The 21,917-nt window shown below is 63.7% G+C and carries 17 protein-coding genes; 14 read left to right on the top strand and 3 right to left on the bottom strand.

Annotated elements, in window-relative coordinates:
* Position 1: 1 nt before the first annotated feature.
* From ASD45_RS00755 to ASD45_RS00765, 3 genes are read left to right on the top strand one after another with little or no spacing between them, the layout of a single operon-like run.
* A complete protein-coding gene (locus tag ASD45_RS00755) occupies positions 2-1,159 on the top strand; it encodes an acyl-CoA dehydrogenase family protein (RefSeq protein ID WP_056909736.1) in 1,158 nt (385 codons plus the stop codon).
* Position 1,160: 1 nt separating this feature from the next.
* The gene (locus ASD45_RS00760; RefSeq protein ID WP_056909737.1) at positions 1,161-2,798 is read left to right on the top strand and encodes a benzoate-CoA ligase family protein; all 1,638 of its coding nucleotides are present in this window, start codon (positions 1,161-1,163) and stop codon (positions 2,796-2,798) included.
* A 49-nt stretch (positions 2,799-2,847) separates the two neighbouring features.
* Positions 2,848-3,246, top strand: a complete 399-nt coding sequence (locus tag ASD45_RS00765; protein ID WP_156380902.1) for a RidA family protein — start codon at positions 2,848-2,850, stop codon at positions 3,244-3,246.
* A gap of 17 nt (positions 3,247-3,263) precedes the next feature.
* Here the strand turns inward: ASD45_RS00765 and ASD45_RS00770 are convergent, their stop codons facing one another.
* From ASD45_RS00770 to ASD45_RS00780, 3 genes are all read right to left on the bottom strand, one after another.
* Positions 3,264-3,464: a hypothetical protein gene (locus tag ASD45_RS00770; protein ID WP_056909739.1), complete on the bottom strand. Its 201-nt coding sequence runs from the start codon at positions 3,462-3,464 to the stop codon at positions 3,264-3,266.
* Positions 3,465-3,585: 121 nt separating this feature from the next.
* Positions 3,586-5,322: a bifunctional protein-serine/threonine kinase/phosphatase gene (locus ASD45_RS00775; protein ID WP_056909740.1), complete on the bottom strand. Its 1,737-nt coding sequence runs from the start codon at positions 5,320-5,322 to the stop codon at positions 3,586-3,588.
* A 64-nt stretch (positions 5,323-5,386) separates the two neighbouring features.
* Complete coding sequence (locus ASD45_RS00780) at positions 5,387-6,208, bottom strand: formate/nitrite transporter family protein (protein ID WP_056909741.1); 822 nt, start codon at positions 6,206-6,208, stop codon at positions 5,387-5,389.
* 472 nt (positions 6,209-6,680) lie between these two features.
* On the opposite strand from ASD45_RS00780, the gene cynS reads away from it, so the two are divergent.
* The 11 genes from cynS to ASD45_RS00835 all read left to right on the top strand — a co-directional run bounded on the left by cynS (position 6,681) and on the right by ASD45_RS00835 (position 21,742).
* Complete coding sequence (gene cynS / locus ASD45_RS00785; protein ID WP_056909742.1) at positions 6,681-7,169, top strand: cyanase; 489 nt, start codon at positions 6,681-6,683, stop codon at positions 7,167-7,169.
* 131 nt (positions 7,170-7,300) lie between these two features.
* Positions 7,301-7,762, top strand: a complete 462-nt coding sequence (locus ASD45_RS00790; protein WP_056909743.1) for a globin family protein — start codon at positions 7,301-7,303, stop codon at positions 7,760-7,762.
* Between the two features lie 196 nt (positions 7,763-7,958).
* Entirely contained in the window at positions 7,959-8,531 is a 573-nt protein-coding gene (locus ASD45_RS00795) for an ANTAR domain-containing protein (RefSeq protein ID WP_244485416.1), read from the top strand.
* Positions 8,528-9,715 (top strand): CmpA/NrtA family ABC transporter substrate-binding protein, encoded by a 1,188-nt coding sequence (locus tag ASD45_RS00800; RefSeq protein WP_056909745.1) that lies wholly within the window; start codon positions 8,528-8,530, stop codon positions 9,713-9,715. Before ASD45_RS00795 ends, ASD45_RS00800 begins: the two co-directional genes overlap by 4 nt.
* A gap of 417 nt (positions 9,716-10,132) precedes the next feature.
* On the top strand, positions 10,133-11,455 hold the full coding sequence (locus tag ASD45_RS00805; protein WP_056912515.1) for a CmpA/NrtA family ABC transporter substrate-binding protein: 1,323 nt from the start codon (positions 10,133-10,135) through the stop codon (positions 11,453-11,455).
* 77 nt (positions 11,456-11,532) lie between these two features.
* A complete protein-coding gene (locus ASD45_RS00810; RefSeq protein WP_056909746.1) occupies positions 11,533-12,630 on the top strand; it encodes an ABC transporter permease in 1,098 nt (365 codons plus the stop codon).
* Positions 12,631-12,698: 68 nt separating this feature from the next.
* Complete coding sequence (locus ASD45_RS00815; protein WP_056909747.1) at positions 12,699-14,390, top strand: nitrate ABC transporter ATP-binding protein; 1,692 nt, start codon at positions 12,699-12,701, stop codon at positions 14,388-14,390.
* Positions 14,391-14,413: 23 nt separating this feature from the next.
* A complete protein-coding gene (locus ASD45_RS00820; RefSeq protein WP_056909748.1) occupies positions 14,414-15,664 on the top strand; it encodes an FAD-dependent oxidoreductase in 1,251 nt (416 codons plus the stop codon).
* 8 nt (positions 15,665-15,672) lie between these two features.
* On the top strand, positions 15,673-17,433 hold the full coding sequence (locus ASD45_RS00825; protein WP_056909749.1) for a NirA family protein: 1,761 nt from the start codon (positions 15,673-15,675) through the stop codon (positions 17,431-17,433).
* On the top strand, positions 17,430-19,049 hold the full coding sequence (locus ASD45_RS00830; RefSeq protein ID WP_056909750.1) for a sulfite reductase subunit alpha: 1,620 nt from the start codon (positions 17,430-17,432) through the stop codon (positions 19,047-19,049). The genes ASD45_RS00825 and ASD45_RS00830 overlap by 4 nt, the downstream gene beginning before the upstream one ends.
* Positions 19,049-21,742 (top strand): nitrate reductase, encoded by a 2,694-nt coding sequence (locus tag ASD45_RS00835; protein ID WP_056909751.1) that lies wholly within the window; start codon positions 19,049-19,051, stop codon positions 21,740-21,742. Before ASD45_RS00830 ends, ASD45_RS00835 begins: the two co-directional genes overlap by 1 nt.
* Positions 21,743-21,917: the final 175 nt, after the last annotated feature.

Below are 21,917 nucleotides of genomic sequence, written 5' to 3' on the forward strand. Positions count from 1 at the left end.
GGTGCCGGACAAGAGCTTCCTCACCTGGCCGTTCTTTGACGACACGCACCGCGCCTATGCAGGCAAGATCGACGCCTGGGCGCAGGCCAATGTGCACGACGTCGATCATCACGATGTCGATGCCGCCTGCCGCAGGCTGGTGACGGCTCTGGGACAGGGCGGCTTCCTGATGCACACCGCGCCGGCGACTGAAGGCGACAAGCTCGACGTTCGCACGCTGGCGCTGTCGCGCGAGACGCTGGCGCGCTATTCCGGCCTCGCCGATTTCGCTTTCGCCATGCAGGGTCTCGGCGCCGGGCCGATCTCGCTGTTCGGCTCACCCGTGCAGCGCGCCGCGTGGCTGCCGAAGACGCGGGCGGGCGAAGCCATTGCCGCCTTTGCGCTGTCGGAAGCCGCGAGCGGTTCCGACGTCGCCAACATCACCACGACGGCGCGACGTGATGGCGACGGCTACGTCATTGACGGCGAGAAGACCTGGATCTCCAACGGCGGCATCGCCGATCTCTATGTCGTCTTCGCCCGCACCGGCGAAGCCCCGGGGGCTAAGGGTCTGTCCGCCTTCATCGTCGAGGGCGCCAATCCGGGCCTGTCCATTGCCGAGCGCATCGAAGTCATCGCGCCGCATCCGCTGGCGCGCATCGCATTCAAGGACTGCCGTGTGCCGGCGTCGTCGCTGATCGGGAAACCGGGCGACGGCTTCAAGATCGCCATGGCGACGCTCGATGTGTTCCGCACCACGGTCGGCGCCGCCGCGCTTGGCTTTGCCCGCCGCGCGCTCGATGAAACCGTGCGCCGCGCCGGTTCGCGGCAACTGTTCGGCGCGCCGCTCGGCGAGCTGCAGATGGTGCAGGGCCATATCGCCGACATGGCGCTCGATATCGATGCCGCGGCGCTGCTGGTCTACCGCGCGGCATGGACCAAGGACATGGGCGCCGCCCGAGTCTCGCGCGAAGCGGCGATGGCCAAACTCTATGCCACCGAAGCGGCGCAGCGTGTCATCGATGCCGCGGTGCAGATCCATGGCGGCGACGGCGTGCGCTCCGGTCATTCGGTCGAGACGCTGTATCGCGAGATCCGGGCGCTGCGCATCTACGAAGGCGCGTCCGACGTGCAGAAAATCATCATCAGCCGGGCAGTCACTTCAATGACGGAGCGATAGGATGCCTGACATCAAACTCGGCCCCACCGCGCATGTCGATACGTTTGCGCGCGACAATCTTCCGGCGTTCGATCTGTGGCCGGAAATCCTGCTCGACCGGCCGGAATTCCAGTATCCCGATTACCTCAACGCCGCGGTCGAACTGACCGACCGCAACGTCGAGCGCGGCTTCGGCGACAACATCGCGCTGATCGGCAATGGCCGCCGCCGCACCTACAAGGAGCTGACCGACTGGTCGAACCGGCTCGCTCATGCGCTGGTCGAGAACTACGGCGTCAGGCCGGGCCATCGTGTGCTGATCCGGTCCGGCAACAATCCGGCACTGGTCGCCGCCTGGCTCGCCGCCACCAAGGCCGGCGCCGTCGTCGTCAACACCATGCCGATGCTGCGCGCCGGCGAACTGACCAAGATCGTCGATAAAGCCGAGGTCAGTCTGGCCCTGTGCGACAGCCGCATCACCGACGAACTGATCGCCTGCGCCAAGACCAGCAAGTTCCTCAAGCAGGTCGTGCCGTTCGACGGCACGCAGAACCACGATGCCGAGCTCGACCGCATCGCGCTCGACAAACCGGTGAAGTTCGATGCGGTGAAGACCGGGCGGGACGACGTCGCGCTGCTCGGATTTACCTCGGGCACCACCGGCGAGCCGAAGGCGACCATGCATTTCCATCGCGATCTCCTGATGATCGCCGACGGCTATGCCCGCGAAGTCCTGCATGTGACGCCGGACGACGTGTTCGTCGGTTCGCCGCCGCTCGCCTTTACCTTCGGCCTTGGCGGGCTGGCGATTTTCCCGCTGCGCTTTGGCGCTGCCGCGACCCTGCTGGAGAACGCGACGCCGCCGAACATGATCCAGATCATCGAGACTTATAAAGCGACGATCTGTTTCACGGCGCCGACCGCCTATCGCGCCATGATGGCGGCGATGGACAAGGGCGCCGATCTGTCGTCGCTGCGCATTGCCGTGTCGGCCGGCGAAACGCTGCCCGCGCCGGTGTTCGAGCAGTGGACGGCGAAGACCGGCAAGCCGATCCTCGACGGCATCGGCTCGACCGAGATGCTGCACATCTTCATCACCAACCGCGTCGGCGATGCGCGCGCCGGCGCCACCGGCAAGCCGGTGGCCGGCTACGTCGCCCGGGTGGTCGATGACGCGATGAACGAGGTGCCGCGCGGCGAGATCGGCCGCCTGGCGGTGCGCGGGCCGACCGGTTGCCGCTATCTCGCCGACAAGCGCCAGACCAATTACGTGCGTGACGGCTGGAATATCACCGGCGACACCTTCAAGCAGGACGCCGACGGCTATTTCCACTTCGTCGCTCGCGCCGACGACATGATCATCTCCGCCGGCTACAACATCGCCGGGCCCGAGGTCGAGGCGGCGCTCCTGTCGCACGCCGATGTGGCGGAATGTGCCGTTATTGGGCACCGCGACGCGGAACGCGGCGAAATCGTCGCCGCCTACGTCGTCCTCAAGCCCAACGTCGAAGCCGATGATCTGTGCCGCAAGAAGCTGCAGGATCACGTCAAGGCGGTGATCGCGCCGTACAAATATCCGCGCGCCTTGCATTTCGTCGCAGCATTGCCGAAGACCCAGACCGGCAAGATTCAGCGCTTCAAGCTACGCGAGCAGACGTGACACCGCATCGAATTTGACGAAGAGCCCGGGATTTCCAATGACCAATAAACTGATTGAAATTCTCCAGCCCGACGGTTGGCTGCCGGCGAAAGGCTACGCCAACGGCATGGCTGCTGAAGGCCGGCAGGTCTTCATCGCCGGGCAGGTCGGCTGGAACGAACGTTGCGAATTCGTCAGCGACGATTTTGTCGATCAGGTCGAGCAGACGCTGAAGAACATTGTCGCGGTGCTCAGGCAGGCCGGTGGCGAGCCGCACCATATCGTACGGCTGACTTGGTATCTGACTGACAAGCGCGAATATCTCGCCCGCCCGAAGGAACTTGGTGAAGCTTACCGTCGTGTGATCGGCCGGCATTTTCCGACGATGTCGGCGATCGTGGTGGTGGCGCTGATCGAGGATCGCGCCAAGGTCGAGATCGAGGCGACCGCGGTTATTCCGCGCGGCTGAGCCGCATCTATCCCGCTTCAGCTCAGGCGCTGCGCCACCGGCTCATTGCTGGAATCCATGGCAAAGGGCGTTTCCGGCTCGTCGCCATCATGGGCCAGCATGTGCCGGTAAAGCTGTTCAAGCCTGAGATAGCGCTCGCGGCTTTCCGCGTCATAAGTCGCGGCGGCCAGTTGCGCGCACGTATTGGCTTGTTGCTGCAGGCGTTTTGCGATCGTCATCGTCGATCCCTCCGACCAAGCGAATGCCGCATTGCACCATCGGTTCCAGTGCATTGCAACAAGAATTCACGCAGACGTCATGGTTCTGCCATGCAAGTTTGCCGGGCAGCCGCGACCGCTTTCAGCGGAGGCCGGCGAAACGGGCGAGCAGAAGCATCACCGCCACGGCAAGAAGTCCGCAACTTATCTGCCAGAACAGTAGCGGATTGCGCTCCAGTAAAGGCACCGGCGCTTCGTCCAGATATTCGGCCCGGGGGTGGCGCAGGTCGAATACGAATTCGGACAACGCCTCGTAGCGCCTGGCGGGATCGGGATGAACCGCGCGCCTGATGGCGCCGTCGACCCAGGCCGGCACCTCGGGATTGATCGTCGCCGCCGGCCGATATCTCAGCTTCTGAAACTGCGACCGCGTTCGCGCCGTGGCGCCGTCCGAGCCATAGGGCAGCCGGCCGGTCAGCATCTGGTAGGCGATGACGCCGAGCGAGAACAGGTCGGAGCGAGGCGTGCCGGTCTCGCCGAGCAGGCACTCCGGCGCTGTGTATTGCACGGTGCCCAGCACCGGCTCGGCGGTGGCCGCGGCCGCGGCCTCCGCAACGCCGGCAATCCGGGTCGAACCGAAGTCGATAATCTTCGCCGTTCCGGTCGCGTCGATCATGATGTTGTGGGGCCGCAGATCCTGGTGAAGCATCTCCAGGCGGTGAAAGGCACCCAGACCGAGGGCGACCTGCTCGACAATCTGCCGCACTGCTTCGAGAGGCGGCTTCGGATTGTCGATGATCCATTGATGCAGGGTCTGGCCTTCGACGAATTCGACGATGGTATAAAGAAAGTTGCGCTTTCGAGTCAGCGTGTGTGGCTTCAAGACGTAAGGGCTGGCGACGCGCCGCGCGACCCATTCCTCCATCATGAATCGCTTCAAGTATTCGGGATCGCCCCGCAGATCGATCGACGGGATCTTCAGCGCCACTGCCGTATTGGCTTCGATATCGACTGCCAGATAGATGTGGCTTCGGCTGCTGGCATGGACTTCCCTGACGATCCGATAGCCGTCGAAGATCCCGCGTGCTTCCGGCAGCGGCGGCAGCGGTAGGTCAGTGGCGGCACCGAGCACTTCGCTGGCGTCGCCGTCCGGCACCTGGTCGATGCGGACGATTTGAATCGTCAGGTTGTCGGTGCTGCCATTGTCATAGGCGTCTTTGACGAGAAGCGTCGCGGCACGATCGAGATCGCCGGCGCCGCGTTCAATCGTCTCGACGATCGTTCGCGCCGGCAGGTGCTCATAGACGCCGTCGGTTGCCAGCACGAAGGTGTCGCCCGTGGTGACCGGCAGGGTGAGATAATCGATTTCGACCTGGGAATCGACGCCCAGCGCCCTGCTGAGGTAACTCTGTTCGGACGAAATGACGACGCGGTTGTCCTGCGTGAGTTGCTCCAGCGACCGCCCGGCGACTCGGTAAACGCGGGTGTCGCCGATGCTGAAGATGTGTGCGGTCGCCGACTTGATGACGATGGCGCTGAAGGTGCAGACGTAGCCCTTGTCCTTATCGTACTGATAGGGACTGTGCCTGGTTTGCGAATTCAGCCAGGAATTGGTAGCCGCCAACACCCGGTGAACCGAGGTCTTCACCGACCAGGTTTCCGAGGTGCAGTAATAGTCGCTGAGAAAGCCCGTCACCGCGGACTCGCTGGCGATGTGGCTGACATTGCTGCTGCTGATGCCGTCGGCCAGCGCGATGGCGGCGCCCTTCAGGCTGAGCTGCGGCTCGTTCGGAACGATGGCGCCGTGAAAATCCTGATTGGCGGCCTTGCGGCCTTTATCGGAATGCTGCCCGATCGAGATGCGCAATTCGCCAGGCATGGTTCATCCGGGCAAAAGGGGGCTTCATTCCGACCGGGAATGAAGCCCCTGAATCTTCGTCAGATCAAGCCGCGACCTTGAGCGTGCGCTTCGGCGCGGTCATGACGTGGGTTGTGTAGAGCGTCAGGCCGGTGAAGGCGAGGCCGCCGACAAGGTTGCCGAGCGCCGTCGGGATCTCGTTCCAGATAAAGTAATCGAGAATTGAGAACTTGGCATGCAGCATCAGGCCGGCCGGGAACAAGAACATGTTCACGACCGAGTGCTCGAACACCATGTAGAAGAACAGGAAGATCGGCATCCACATAGCGATGACCTTGCCCGACACGTTGGTCGATACCATCGCGCCGACGACGCCGGTTGACACCATCCAGTTGCACAGCATGCCGCGGATGAACAAAGTGGCCATGCCGGCGGCGCCGTGCGCTTCGTAACCGAGCGTGCGGCCCTCGCCGATGCTGCCGATCACGGTGCCGACCTTGTCTGGAGCCTGTGTAAATCCGAAGGTCGTGACGAAGGCCATCATGAAGGCGACGGTGAGGGCGCCTGCGAAGTTGCCGACGAAGACGAGGCCCCAGTTGCGCAGCACACCTTTCACCGTGACGCCCGGGCGCTTGTCGAGCAAGGCAAGCGGCGCCAGCACGAACACGCCGGTCAGCAAATCGAAGCCCAGCAGATAGAGCATGATGAAGCCGACCGGGAAAAGTATGGCGCCGGCCAGCGGCTGCCCCGTGTTCACGTTGATAGTCACGGCCATCCAGGCGGCCAGCGCGAGAATGGCGCCGGCCATATAGGCGCGGATGACGGTGTCCCGGGTCGACATGAAGACCTTGGACTCGCCGGCGTCCACCATCTTCGTGACAAATTCAGAAGGCACCAGATATGACATTGCGTCTCCTTTTCTCGCGTTCGATTCGCGGCGCACCACAGCGGCGACATCGCGGCTCGCGAGAAACTGACGGCCTCTCAATCCGGTGGGACATGGTCGATTGTTGTGACCACATCGGGAGCGCCGGGCGGACCCGCCGGGCAGCTCCCGCGTTCACACGCGGTGTCCTCGATTTGAGAATGCGCCAGCGCCAGCTGAGCCAAAATATCAGCTGTGGTCGCCATTGACCGCTGCGGTCGTCATTGACCTTGGAACTACAAAGCAATCGCTGTGCCAATAGCTGCCGCGCCGTAAACGTCGCCGCTTTTTAAATAAATTTCGTGATCCCGGCCGGCATTGTCCCAAGGCGGTGCGTCGGTATGGTGAGAATTGTTGCCTATTAATTGGCCGCGTCCTGCACATTAGTGCGACAACACAACTTCAAAAAGACGGTTATCGTTGGCACCGACCATGTTCGCTCAAGGAGACAACGATGAACCGTGCCGACCTCACCGAGAAGCTTCTCGATATCAAGCGTGAGAAGGGGTGGACCTGGAAATACATCTGCGACCAGATCGGCGGCATGTCGCCGATCCTGATCACCGGCGCAATCCTCGGGCAGATGAAGCTGACGAAGCCGCAGGCCGCCAAGGCCGCCGAACTCTTTGGGCTGTCCAAGTCGGAACAGACGCTGATCAATGAGACGCCGATGCGAGGCACTGGAACACCGATGCCGCCGACTGATCCGCTGATCTACCGTTTCTACGAGATGATCCTCGTCAACGGCCCGGCGTTGAAGGCGCTGATCGAAGAGGAGTTCGGCGACGGCATCATGTCGGCGATCGACTTCGACATGGACATCACGCGGCAGACTGACCCCAAGGGCGATCGAGTCAAGATCGGCCTGACCGGCAAATTCCTGCCGTACAAATACTATGGCGCAACGGGCAATGCGCTGGCTGTCGGTCTCAAGGAGGATTGAGTCGATCGCGCCCGCTCGCGGCGGCGGGCGCATGGAATAGTTTTTGCATCGTCATTGCGTGGGAGGGTCGGCAGGCGGCGCGAGCCGGCTGCCTGGGAACCGCTTTCTGTTTCGCAGGATGGAGAACCCGAATGACTCCCGAGCAAGTGACGATGGTGCAGGACAGTTTCAAGAAAGTGGTGCCGATTGCCGGCACAGCAGCGGATCTGTTCTACAACCGGCTTTTCGAGATCGCGCCGGATGTGCGGCCTCTGTTTCCTCACGATCTCAGCGAACAGAAGAAGAAGCTGATCGCGATGCTCGCCACCGCGGTCACCAATCTGCACCAGGTCGAGACGATCCTTCCGGCCGTCGAAAACCTCGGCAAGCGCCACGTCGCCTATGGTGTTACCGACAAGATGTACCAGCCGGTCGGCGCCGCGTTGCTCTGGACGCTCGAGCAGGGCCTGGGTCCTGACTTCACCCCGGAACTCAAAGGCGCCTGGACGGAGACCTACATGGCCCTCGCGGGCGTGATGCAAAAGGCCGCGGCCACCGTGGCGCCTCCACCGCTTGCGGAGAAAAAGGGCTTTTTCGCCCGCATGTTCGGCTAGTTAGCCGACCCGGTCGGCGCCCAAGCGCGCGCCGCCGGCATGGAATAGGTCTTGCATGAAGAGAGCCCAGGAACAGAAGGCGTTAGCCCGCGTGCCCCGATACCGTGGCGCGGCGGCGGAGATCGTGTCAGTGGCGGAAACTCGCAAAGGTCCGGAGCCCGGCTCCCCGCCACAGGGCGGTCCGCGCGATGCGTCGCTGAAACTCGTCATCGTCGACGAAAGCCCGATCCGCGCCGCCATCCTGGAAGACGGCCTGCGCGAGGCCGGCTTCGTCCAGGTCGAGCGGATCACCGAAACGCGCAATCTGCTCGCGCGCATCTACGCGCTCGACCCCGACGTCATCCTGATCGATCTGGAAAACCCGAGCCGCGACGAACTCGAGCAGATGTTTCAAGTTAGCCGCATCGTCAAGCGGCCGATCGCCATGTTTGTCGACCAGAGCGACACTGCCTCGATCCAGGCCTCGGTCGACGCCGGCGTGTCGGCCTATATCGTCGGCAATCTGCAGAAAGATCGGATCAAGACCATCCTCGATCTCTGCATCTCGCGCTTCAACGCCTTCTCCCGCCTGCAAAGCGAGCTGGACGAGGCCAAGGGCGCGCTCCAGGAGCGCAAGATCATCGATCGCGCCAAGGCCGTGCTGATGAAGGCCAAGGGTCTTACCGAAGAGCAGGCCTATTCGCTCATGCGCAAGACGGCGATGAACGAGAACAAGAAGATCGCCGACATCGCGCAGTCGGTTCTCACCGCGGCGGAGCTATTCAAATGAAGACCCATCTGCGCATCGGCTACATCCCGCTGATCGACGCCACGCCGATTCTGGTCGCCGCCGATCACGGCTTTGCCGAGGCCGAAGGGCTCACCATCGATCTCGTCCGCGAGGTCTCCTGGTCGAACGTCCGCGACAAGCTCAACCTGGGCCTGTTCGACGCGTCGCATATGCTGGCGCCATTGCCGGTCGCGTCGAGTCTCGGCATCGGCCACGTCAAAGTGCCGCTGATTGTGCCCTTTACGCTGGCCCTCAACGGCAACGCCATCACCGTTTCTCCGTCGCTTTACAGCGAGCTCGCGGCGGTGGCCGACGGCGACATCACCGATCCGCGCGTCTCGGCGCGGGCGCTGCACCGCGTCGTCGCCGATCGCCGCGCGCGCGGCGCGCCGGTTCTGAATTTCGGCATGACATTCCCGTTCTCCAACCACAATTATCAGCTCCGCTTCTGGATGGCGGCGGGCGGCGTCGATCCCGATGAGGATGTCCGTCTCGTCGTCCTGCCGCCGCCTTACATGGTGGAAAGTCTGACCAGCGGTCACGTCGATTGCTTCTGTGTCGGCGCGCCGTGGAATTCCGTCGCTGTCGATAACGGCGTTGGACACATCCTGCATTTCGGCTGCGACATCGTGCGCCGCATGTCGGAGAAGGTACTGGCCGTTCGCGAGAACTGGGCGAACGACAATCCGGATACCTTGTCCGCATTGATCCGCGCGCTGGCGAAGGCCGCCGCCTTTGCCGAAGATCCGGCCAATCTCGCCGCGGTCTGCGAGACGGTGGGCGTGCGAGTCGGCGCCGATGCCGAAGTGATCTCCCGCACCCTCAAGGGCGCGCTGAAGACAACGACCGAAGGCGAGACGCGCTCGAGCGACGAATACATCCTGCTGGAACGAGGGCAGGCGAACCGGCCCGACACAGCGCATGCCGCCTGGATGTATGCCGACATGGTGCGCTGGCGGCAAGCGCCGCTCAGCGCCGAACACCGCGCCATCGTGGAGAGCGTCTTCCGGCCTGAACTGTACGATCGCGCCGTCGGCCACGCGCCGCCGGCCGAGGTGATCGATCCGCCGGACCGCATCGGCGCCTTTGTCGGCCCCGCCTTTGTGCCGTCTGACATCGCTGGCTACCTGGATTCGTGGCGCTCGCGCCCGAACGGCCGGCCGCGCCTCACCGTCGTACGCTGATCTTGCACTGCACAAAAAGTTTGCAGGCTGCGCACCACTCGGGCACGGCATAAAGCCGAGCACCTCTGCTGCCATTACTCGAACTCATTGATCTATAGGGCGTTTTAATGCCGCCCAGATCTGGCACGCGTCTTGAATATGAAAGATGACGAAGCGCGCCGCGTATGCGCCGCGCTTCGGGTCCAACGAGGGGCCAACGGGCAACGCCGCTGTCTTCGGTTCGCGCTTAGAGCGCTGCCGCGAGACTGCGGCTTTTTTGTTTGGGCACGTGCCGAAAGGATAATGGGAATGACGACGCAGAGCGATGACAAGCCCTCCCGCCGCCCAATTCGCGGCGGAGTCGGCCGCCGCACGTTTCTCAAGCAGAGCGTCAGCCTGGCGGCCATTGCCGGGCTTGCTCCGGCCTTCGACATATTCATGCCGCACGTCGCGCGGGCGGCAATTAAGCCGGAAAAGGAAGAACTCAAGTTCGGCTTCATCAAGCTGACCGACATGGCGCCGATCGCCATAGCCAAGGAGAACGGCTACTTCGAGGATGAAGGCCTTTTCGTCTCGGTCGAGGCGCAGGCGAATTGGAAGGTTCTGCTCGACCGCGTCATCACCGGCGAACTCGACGGCGCGCATATGCTCGCCGGTCAGCCGCTCGGCGCGACCATCGGCGTCGGCACCAAGGCGCATGTGATCACGCCGTTCTCGATGGATCTGAACGGCAACGGCATCACGGTCTCCAACGCCATCTGGGAGCAGATGAAGCCGTTCGTGCCGACGGGAGCAGACGGCAAGCCGGTGCATCCGATCAAGGCTGACGCGCTCAAGAAAGTGGTCGAAAAATTCAAGGCTGACGGCAAGCCGTTCAACATGGGTATGGTGTTCCCGGTCTCCACCCACAACTATTATTTGCGCTACTGGCTCGCCGCGGCCGGCATCAATCCTGGCTTCTATTCGCCGAGCGACATCACCGGGCAGATCATGGCCGACGTGCTGTTGTCGGTGACGCCGCCGCCCCAAATGCCGGCGACGCTCGAAGCCGGCACCATCCTCGGCTATTGCGTGGGCGAACCCTGGAATCAGCAGGCGGTGTTCAAGGGCATCGGCGTGCCGGTGATCACCGACTATGAAATCTGGAAGAACAATCCCGAAAAGGTGTTCGGTTTCTCCGCCGACTTTCAGAAGAAAAATCCCAACACCGTGCTTGCCGCGACGAAGGCGCTGATCCGCGCCGGCATGTGGCTCGACGAGAACAACAACGCAAATCGTCTGAAAGCCGTGAGCATCCTGGCCAAGCCCGAATATGTCGGTGCCGATGCCAAGGTGATCGCCAATTCGATGACCGGCACCTTCGAATACGAGAAGGGCGACAAGCGCAGCGTGCCCGATTTCAACGTGTTCTTCCGCTACTTCGCGACCTATCCCTATTACTCCGACGCCACCTGGTTCCTGACGCAAATGCGGCGCTGGGGCCAGATCGCCGAAGCCAAGACCGACTCCTGGTACGCCGACGTCGCCAAGGACGTTTACCGGCCCGACATCTACCTCGCCGCGGCGAAGCTTCTGGTCGCTGAAGGTAAGGCGAAGAAGAGCGACTTCCCGTGGGACACCGACGGCTACAAGGCTCCCAACAAGGACTTCATCGACGATGTCGCATACGACGGCAAGAAACCGAACGAGTACCTCAAGAATCTCGGCATCGGCCTGAAGGGCGACCAGAAAATCTCCGGCACCAAAGTGGTCGCCAACTGAGGAAGGCGGCCGGGCGAATATCCTCGCCGCCCGGCCGCCGTCCGTTTGAATTTTCTGAGCATGCAAGGTGAAAGTGAATGTCTACCGCCAGCGATATTCTGTCCAGGCCCGCCGTTTCGGCCGACACCGCGCGAGCCGTGAGGCGCGAACGCTGGCAGACGCGGATTTCGCGCGTGGCCGGCTTTTTCAACATGGTTGGTCTCGGCTTCGTGGTGCCGATCCTGCGCATCGCCGCCGGCGAAAACGTCAAGCCGCAGTTGAAGGAGCTGTGGCGCTCTTTCGGCATTCCGGTCGCGGCCATTGTCATTTTCCTCGCCGCCTGGGGCTTCCTGGCGCCGAAGGTGAAAACCAGCCTCGGCACCTTGCCGGGGCCGGCGGAAGTCTGGCAGCAGGCCGGTAATTTGTGGTCGAGCCATTTCGCCGAGCGCGCCAAAGAACACGCCTTTTACGAGCGGCAGGAAAAGCGCAACGCGCGTTTGCTGGCCGACGACCCGAAGGCGGAAGTGAAGATCAGGTCCTACACCGGCGCACCGACCTTCATCGATCAGATATTCACTAGTCTCGAGACCGTGTTCGCGGGCTTCGTGTTCGCAACCTTGTTCGCGGTACCACTCGGTGTGCTGTGCGGCCTGTCGAAGACCGTGAACACCGCGATCAACCCGCTGGTGCAGATTTTCAAGCCGGTGTCGCCGCTCGCCTGGCTGCCGCTGGTCACCATGGTGGTCAGCGCGCTTTACGTCTCGGCTGATCCATTATTCCCGAAATCCTTCCTGGTCTCGGCGATCACGGTGACCTTGTGCTCGCTATGGCCGACCTTGATCAATACGGCGGTCGGCGTCGCCTCGATTGACAAGGACCTCATCAATGTCGGCCGTGTGCTGCGGCTGTCTTGGTATACCAAGGTGGTGAAGATCGTGCTGCCGTCGTCGCTGCCGCTGATCTTCACCGGCCTACGGCTGTCGCTCGGCGTCGGCTGGATGGTGCTGATCGCCGCGGAAATGCTGGCGCAGAACCCGGGCCTCGGAAAATTCGTCTGGGACGAGTTCCAGAACGGCTCCTCCGCCTCACTGTCGCGCATCATGGTGGCGGTGTTCACCATCGGTATCATCGGCTTTCTGCTCGATCGCGTGATGCTGGCGTTCCAGGTGGCGTTCACCCAGTCGACGACCCGTTAGAGCGCGCATGATCCCCAGAAGTGGATACCGGTTTTCGGATCAGATCATGCGCACAAGAAAGTAGTCCAATGCCCATTCTCGAACTCAAGCAGGCCTCGAAGTCCTACGGCGAGGGCGATCAGCGGGCGCGTGTTCTCAAGAACGTGTCGCTTTCGGTCGAAGACGGCGAATTCGTCGCCATCGTCGGCTTTTCCGGTTCGGGCAAGACCACGCTGATCAGCCTGATGGCCGGCTTGACCGCGCCGGATGCCGGCGAGGTGCTGTTCAAGGGCAAGCAGGTACAGGAGCCCGGCCCCGAACGTGGCGTCGTGTTCCAGAGCTATTCGCTGATGCCGTGGCTCTCAGTGCGGGGCAACATTGCGCTCGCGGTCGATGCTGCCTTCGCCGGAAAGCCATCGGCGGAGCGCCGCGAACGCACCGCGCGCTATGTCGGCATGGTCGGGCTGTCGCATGCGATGGAACGCAAGCCGGCGGAACTGTCGGGCGGCATGCGTCAGCGCGTCGCGGTGGCGCGCGCGCTCGCTATGGATCCGGAAGTACTTCTGCTCGACGAGCCATTGTCGGCGCTCGACGCGCTGACCCGCGCCAAGCTGCAAACCGAGATCGAGGATATCTGGTCGCAGGAGAAGAAGACCGTCGTCCTCATCACCAACGACGTCGATGAGGCGATCTTGCTCGCTGACCGCATCATTCCGCTCAATCCGGGCCCCGATGCCAGCTTCGGGCCGGAATTCAGCGTGCCGTTCGAACGGCCGCGTGACCGCACGGCAATGAATTCGAGCCCGGCATACAAGAAGCTGCGCGCCGCGATTACCGAATACTTGATGGATGCCGGCATCCAGCGCGCCGCCGTCAGTGAGAAAGCGGGCGAGCTGCCGAACATCCTGCCGGTCCGTTTCGATTCTGGCCCGCCGCCGGCCTACAAGCAGGCCGCCGAGACGCCGTTCGATCAGCGCTATGTTGAGTTCTACGACGTGCACAAGGCGTTTCCGACGCCGAAAGGGCCGCTGACCGTGGTCGACGGCTTCGACCTCTTGATGAAGAAGGGCGAGTTCATTTCACTGATCGGCCATTCCGGCTGCGGCAAATCGACGGTGCTGTCGATGGTCGCCGGATTGCAGAACGTGACTTCCGGCGGCATCGTCCTCGACAACAAGGAAGTGGCGAGCGCGGGCCCGGACCGCGCCGTGGTGTTCCAGGCGCCGTCGTTGCTGCCGTGGATGACGGCGCGAGAGAACGTCGCGCTCGGCGTCGATCGCGTCTATCCGCATGCGTCGAAGGCCGAGCGTGACGATATCGTCACTTACTACCTCTCGCGCGTCGGTCTCGCCGACGCTATGGGCAAGCGCGCTAACGAACTATCGAACGGCATGAAGCAGCGCGTCGGCATCGCACGCGCCTTCGCGCTGTCGCCGAAGCTGCTGTTGCTCGACGAACCCTTCGGCATGCTGGATTCGCTGACGCGATGGGAGCTGCAGGAGGTGCTTATGGAAGTGTGGTCACGCACGAAGGTGACGGCGATCTGTGTTACCCACGATGTCGACGAGGCGATTCTGCTCGCCGACCGCGTCGTGATGATGACCAACGGTCCGAATGCCCGCATCGGCAAGATCATGAGCGTCGATATCGAGCGCCCGCGCACGCGCCGCGCTCTGCTCGAGCACACGCGTTACTACGAATACCGCGATGAGCTGCTGACCTTCCTCGAAGACTTCGAACACGGCGCTGGCGGCAAGCCAGCGGCGTCTGTCGCAGCATGACGGGAGGCATTGGGCCCGGAACCATGAGCGAACCTCTCGTCATCATCGGCAACGGCATGGCCGCCGCGCGTCTGGTTGAGGAACTCAACAAGCGTTCACTCGGCCGTTATGCCATCGCCGTGATCGGCGAGGAGCCGCGGCTTGCCTATAACCGGGTGCTGCTGTCCTCGGTGCTGGCGCGTGAGGTGTCGCGCGGCGATATTGAACTCAAGACGGCCGCCTGGTGGCGCAAGCATGGCGTGACGCTGCTCTACGGCCACCGCGCCGTGTCGATCGATGCCGATATCCGGCGGGTCAGGCTCGCCAATGGCGCGACCCTGCCGTTCGCCAAGCTGGTGCTGGCGACGGGCTCGCGCGCGATCAGGCTCAATGTGCCGGGCATGGACTTGCCGGGCGTCATCACCTTCCGCGATCTCGGCGATGTCGCGTCGATGGAGCAGGCGGCGAAGACGCACAAGCGTGCCGCGGTGATCGGCGGCGGCCTGCTCGGGCTCGAGGCGGCCTATGGCCTCGCCAAAGCCGGCATGGACGTGTCGGTCATCCACCTGATGGACCGGCTGATGGAGCGCCAGCTCGATGCGCGCGCTTCCGCCATGCTGAAAGATACTGTCGAGGCCAAAGGCATCGCCGTGCACCTCAATGGCGAGACGGCGGCGATCAAGGGCGACCGCCGCGCCGGCCAGGTGCTGCTGAAAGACGGTCGCTCCATCGACGCCGATCTGGTCGTGGTCGCCGCCGGCATTCGCGCCAACAGTGACCTCGCGGTGACCGCCGGCCTCGACATCAATCGCGGCATCGCCGTCGATGATCATCTGCAATCGACCAAGGCCGATATCTACGCGATCGGCGAATGCGCCGAGCATCGCGGCGTCTGCTATGGGCTGGTCGAGCCGGCCTACGAGCAGGCGCGTGTTCTGGCCGCCCATCTCGCCGGCGAGAAGGCTGCATATGCGGGCAGCGTGCTCGCCACCAATCTGAAAGTGTCTGGCGTCAACGTGTTCTCCGCCGGCGACTTCACCGGAGCGCCGGGCACCGAAAGCATCGTGCTCAGCGACCGCGGTCTTGCGACTTACAAGAAGCTTGTCCTCAAAGACGGCCGTCTGGCCGGCGCGGTTCTGTTCGGCGATACGCTCGACGGTCTCTGGTATTCCGAGCTGATCCGCACCGGGGCGGCGATCGGCGCGATGCGCAGCGACCTCATCTTCGGCCGAGCGCTGGCCGAGCGTTCCTTGGCCGAGGCTGCGCCGCCACAGCCCAAACCTCTCGCGGCTTGAGGTCGGTTATGTCCAGCGACTTCTCTCCCGATCAGAAACGCTATCTCGAAGGCTTTGCTTCGGGCTTGACCGCGGCGCGGGCCGCGCGCGGCACTTTACCCAAAGGCGGAAGTGGCGAGCCGAGCGGGCCCGACGCCATCCATATCAAGGCGCAGGACGCCACTCTCGCTAAAGGCGGCAAGCTCAACGACCAGGAAAAGATCAAGCGCGAACTGCATCCGTTCGATGCCTATGAGCGGCTGAAGGATCAGGCGCGCAAGAACGAGGCGCCGAAAACCGCCGACAATTTCCGCTGGCGCTATTACGGCCTGTTCTACGTTGCGCCGGCGCAGTCCTCTTATATGTGCCGGCTGCGCATTCCGAACGGAATCCTCAAGCATTGGCAGCTTGCGGGCCTCGCCGATCTCACCGATCGCTGCGCCGGGCCGTATAGCCACGTGACCACGCGTGCCAACCTGCAGATCCGCGAGATCGAGCCAAAGAACGCCCTCGAGGTCGTTGAAGGCATCATGGAACTGGGCCTCGGGTCGCGCGGCTCCGGCGCCGACAACATCCGCAACGTCACCGGCACCGCGACCGCCGGCATTGATCCGCAGGAGTTGCTCGACACGCGGCCTTATGCCCGCGAGTGGCATTATCACATTCTCAATGAGCGCGCGCTCTATGGGCTGCCGCGCAAGTTCAATGTCGGCTTCGACGGCGCGGGGCGCATCCCGGTTCTCGAGGACACCAACGACATCGGCTTCCAGGCCGTCGAGGTCAAGCCAGGCTTCGGCGTCGAGTCTGGCGTCTATTTCCGTCTGGCGCTCGGCGGCATCACCGGCCACCGCGATTTTGCCCGCGACACCGGCGTCATCCTCAAGCCGGAGGAGGCGACACCGATCGCCGACGCCATCGTCCGCGTCTTCATCGAGCACGGCGACCGTACCGACCGCAACAAAGCCCGGCTGAAATATGTGCTCGACGCCTGGGGCTTCGAGAAATTCCTCGCGCATGTCGAGGAAAAGCTCGGCCGTAAGCTCGTGCACGTCACGGCCGAAGCCATTGCTCCGCGCCCGGCCTTCGATCGCAGTGCGCATATCGGCGTGCATCCGCAGAAGCAGGCAGGGCTCAACTGGATCGGCGTGGTGTTTCCGGTCGGCAAGATAGACACGGCGCAGATGCGCGGGCTTGCCAAGGTAGCGCAGGAGTTCGGCGACGGCGATATCCGCCTCACCGTATGGCAGAACCTGCTGATCTCCGGCGTCGCAGATGCGCGCGTGCGCGAGGCGGTCGCGGCCATCGAAGCATTGGGTCTCAAAACGGAGGCGACGCCGATCCGCGCCGGACTGATTTCATGCACCGGCGCGACCGGTTGCCGTTTCGCCGCCGCGCATACCAAGGAGGATGCCGAAGCTATTGCGCAATGGTGCGAGCCGCGCGTCAGGCTCGACAGCCCGGTCAACATCCATCTGACCGGCTGCCATCATTCCTGCGCGCAGCACTATATCGGCGATATCGGACTGATCGCCTGCAAGATCGACGCCGGCGACGACGCTGATCCGGTCGAGGGCTATCACATTCTCATCGGCGGCGGTTTTGGACCGGAGGCGGCGATCGCGCGAGATCTCTATCGCGACGTCAAGGCGACGGATGCGCCGCGCATCATCGAGCGCATGCTCAAGAGCTATCTTGCTCACCGCGAGGCGGACGAGACATTTCTCGCGTTCTCACGCCGACATGATGCCGAGGCGTTGCAGGCGATGTTCAAGGCGGAGCACAGCGAATGACGCAGAACGTGCCTTCACCGCTGCCGTCGCTGGTGCCGGAGACCGCGCCCTTCACCGAGGAGCAGCGCTTCTGGCTCAACGGCTTCTTTGCCGGTCTGATCGCGCTGGACAGCACCGGGGTCACGGCGCTGTCGACCGATCAGGCTGCGGCTCTGCTGAGCGGCGCGCCAGGCGCGAATGCCGAAGACGATGACGGCGGTGCGCCGTGGCACGACCAGACTTTGCCCATCACGGAGCGCATGAAGCTCGCAGAAGACAAGCCGCTGCGCTGGAAGATGATGGCGGCCATGGCACAGCAGGACTGCGGCCAGTGCGGCTATGACTGCAAGAACTACTCGGGCGCCATCATTTCCGGCACCGAGACTCGGCTGAACCTTTGCGTGCCGGGCGGCAAGGAAACCGCGCGCATGGTCAAGGCGCTCTATGAGCAGATCGGCAGCGAACCGAAGGCCTCGGCGCCGGTGGTTCCCGCCGCCGTGGTCGAGCCGGTGGTGAAGGCGAAAGCCGGCACCTCGCGTGACAATCCGTCGGTGGCCAGGGTTCTGTCGCGCACGCTGCTCAACAAACCCGGCTCCGAAAAGGAGACATGGCACGTTGAAATCGATCTCACCGGCTCCGGCATAGAGTACCAAGTCGGCGACGCTTTCGGCCTGTTTCCGCACAATGATCCGATGCTGGTCGAGCAGGTGATGAAGGCGCTCGGTGCGCCGCCGGATCACGACATCGGCGGCCGCACTTTGCGCCAGGTGCTGACCGACAGCGTGTCGCTGTCGCCGGCGCCGGACATGCTATTCCAGCTTTTCTCCTACATCACCGGCGGCGACCGGCGGAAGAAGGCGCGCGCGCTGGCGACCGGCGATGATCCGGACAAGGACGCCGCGACCCTGGACGTTCTGGCGGCGCTGGAGAAGTTCACCGGCACGGCGCCCGATCCGGAAGCCTTCATCGAAGCCCTCGATCCGATGCAGCCGCGGCTTTATTCGATCTCGTCATCGCCGAAGACCGATCCGAATCGTGTCACCCTGACGGTTGATACCGTGCGCTACACGATCAAGAACAGGCAACGGCTCGGCGTCTGTTCGACGCTGCTCGCCGAGCGCATCGATCCCGGCGCGGTGCTCAAGGCTTATGTGCAGAAGGCGCACGCTTTCGCGCTACCGGCCGACCCGAATGTGCCGATCATCATGATCGGCCCCGGCACTGGCGTTGCGCCGTTCCGCGCCTTCCTGCAGGACCGCATGGCGGATCAGGCGCCCGGGCGCAACTGGCTGTTCTTCGGCCACCAGCGCTCGGCTTGCGACTTCTTCTATGAGGAAGAGATGAAGGCAATGCGCGCCTCCGGCCTGCTGACCCGGCTTTCGCTCGCCTGGTCCCGCGACGGCGACGAGAAGATCTACGTGCAGGACCGTATGCGCGAAACCGGCCGCGACCTCTGGGCCTGGTTGAGCGAAGGCGCGCATGTCTATGTCTGCGGCGATGCGAAGCGCATGGCCAAGGATGTCGAACTGGCGCTGGTGGATATCGTTGCGCAGCACGGGGGCAAGCCCGGCGAGGAGGCGGTGCTGTTCGTCTCCGACCTGAAGAAGAAGGGCCGCTACCAGCAGGACGTTTATTGATGAACGCGCCGGCGCAGCATCCGGCCGCGGTGCGCACCACCTGTCCGTATTGCGGCGTCGGCTGTGGCGTGCTGGCCAAGCCCGATGGCCGTGGCGGCGCGGTGATCGCCGGCGACCCGGAGCATCCGTCGAACTTCGGTCGGCTGTGCTCGAAAGGCGCGGCGCTCGGCGAAACGCTTGGCCTTGAAACGCGGCTTCTACATCCGATGCTGCGGCAGAACGGCGCGCTGAGGCGCGCAGGCTGGGACGACGCGCTCGACCGGGTGGGGGACGGCTTTTCCCGGATCGTGAAGGAGCATGGCCCGGACTCGGTCGCCTTCTATCTCTCGGGACAACTGCTCACCGAGGACTACTATGTGGCCAACAAGCTGATGAAGGGCTTCATCGGCAGCGGCAACGTCGATACCAATTCGCGCCTGTGCATGGCGTCATCGGTCGCCGGCCATCGCCGCGCTTTCGGCGCTGATACGGTGCCAGGCACCTATGCCGATCTCGACGAGGCGGACCTTATCGTGCTGGTCGGCTCCAACGCGGCGTGGTGTCACCCGGTGCTGTACCAGCGGATGATCGCCAACAAGCGCGAGCGCGGGGCAAAGCTCGTCGTGATCGATCCGCGCCGCACCGCGACGGCCGAGGAGGCCGACTTGTTCCTGCCGGTCGCGCCCGGCATGGACACCGCCTTGTTCTGCGGGCTGCTGGTGCATCTCGCCGGGACGCAGGCTTTCGACTCCGCCTATGTCGATTCCTACACCACCGGTTTCGCCGAGGCGCTGATCCGTGCGCGCGAGATCGCTCCGGACGCCAAGGCGGCCGCGCAGCTTGCCGGCCTCGCGCCGTCCGATGTTGCGCGCTTTTTCGACCTGTTCACATCAACGCCAAAGGTGGTCACTTGCTTTTCGCAAGGTGTGAACCAGTCCGCCCAGGGCACCGACAAGGTGTCGTCAATCATTAATTGCCATCTCGCCACCGCCCGCATCGGCAGGGCTGGCATGGGGCCATTCTCGCTCACCGGTCAACCGAATGCGATGGGTGGACGGGAGGTCGGTGGCCTCGCCAATCAACTGGCGGCGCATATGAGCTTCTCGGCTGTCGAGATCGACCGCGTCGGCCGCTTCTGGAACGCCGCGGCGATGGCGCAACGCGAGGGCCTCAAGGCAGTCGACATGTTCGACGCCGTTTCCCGCGGCGAAATCAAGGCGTTATGGGTGATGGCGACCAACCCGGCGGTGTCGCTGCCACGCGCCGGCTTCGTGCGCGACGCGCTCGGCAAGCTCGAGCTGTTGGTCGTCTCCGAGAATGTCACCAGTAACGACACGGTGCGCGCCAATGCCCATGTGCTGTTGCCGGCGGCGGCCTGGGGCGAGAAGGATGGCACCGTGACCAACTCGGAACGGCGCATCTCGCGGCAGCGGCCGTTCCTGTCGCTGCCCGGCGAGGCGCGGCCGGACTGGTGGATCGTCACCCAGGTCGCCCGCCGCATGGGCTTTGCCGACGCCTTCGCCTACCGAAGCGCCGCCGACGTGTTCCGCGAACACGCCGCCCTGTCGGAGTTCGAGAATGACGGCGCGCGCGATTTCGATATCGGCGCGCTCGCTCAGATCGGCGACAACGCGTTCGACGCGATGCCGCCCGTGCAATGGCCGGCGCGCGCCGGCGTCGCCAAGAACGAAACGCGGTTCTTCGCCGACGGCCGCTTCTATACGGCCGACGGCAAGGCCCGCATGATCGCGCCGGAGATGCCGCGGCCACAGGCCGACCTGTCGGCGGAATTTCCGTTCCGGCTCAACACCGGCCGCGTTCGCGATCAGTGGCACACGATGACGCGCACCGGTTTGAGTCCGCGTCTCGGCGCGCATTTGCCCGAACCTTTCGTCGAGGTGCATCCGGACGACGCGGCGGAGAACGGGCTGCGTTCCGGCGGCTTCGCGCGGCTGACGTCGCCATACGGAAGTTGCGTCCTCAAGGTGATCGTCAGCGAAGGCCAGCGGCGCGGTTCGCTGTTCGCGCCAATCCATTGGAGCGATGAATATGCATCGGCGGCGCGCGTCGGCGGGCTTGTGACGCCGGCCGTCGATCCTTATTCCGGCCAGCCGGAAGCGAAGGCGACGCCGGTTTCCGTCGCGCCCGTCGAATTCAAGTATCGCGGCTTCGCCTTGTCGCGGCACAGGCTGACGATGCCGGCAGGCTGCTGGTGGGCGCGCGCCGCGGTGGCGGGCGGTGAGGGCGTGCTGCTGGCGAGCGATGATGCGCCGGATGATTGGCGCGCCCGGGCGCGGTCGGCTTTCGGCGCGGACTGCGAGATCGCTGAATATATCGATGCGCCGGCCTCGATCTATCGCATGGCCGCTTTCGACGGCGGCCGTCTCGTCGGATGCCTGTTCATCGGCCCCGCCGCGCATGCACCGCAATGGGATGCGGTGAAAGCCCTGTTCGAAGTTGAACACCTCGGCGCCACTCAGCGCCGCGGTGTACTGTCGGGCAAATCGACCGATGGTCTCGCCGAGCCTGGACCGGTGGTCTGCGCCTGCTTTGGCGTCGGCCTCAATACAATTCGCGCGGCGTTGCGCGACAGCACGGCCACGACTGTCGAAGACATCGGCAAGGCTTTGCGCGCCGGCACGAACTGCGGCTCGTGCCTGCCTGAACTGAAAAAGATCGTCAGCGAAAAAAGTTGCGTCGCGCAGCCGGCGTGACGCGTGCGACGATCACTGCGAGCAACCAGCAACGCTGTCGCGTCCGGCGTGCACGCGCCTCGATCACCATCGCGTTCATGTGAAAGGCCCGCACTTTGTGGGCGCAATAGGCATTGACCGCAGCGGTATCGAGCGCTCTAATAGTTCAACAAATAAATTTCGCAATCCGAAAAAT

Origin of the sequence: Pseudolabrys sp. Root1462 (assembly GCF_001426945.1) — a bacterium.
GTDB lineage: Bacteria > Pseudomonadota > Alphaproteobacteria > Rhizobiales > Xanthobacteraceae > Pseudolabrys.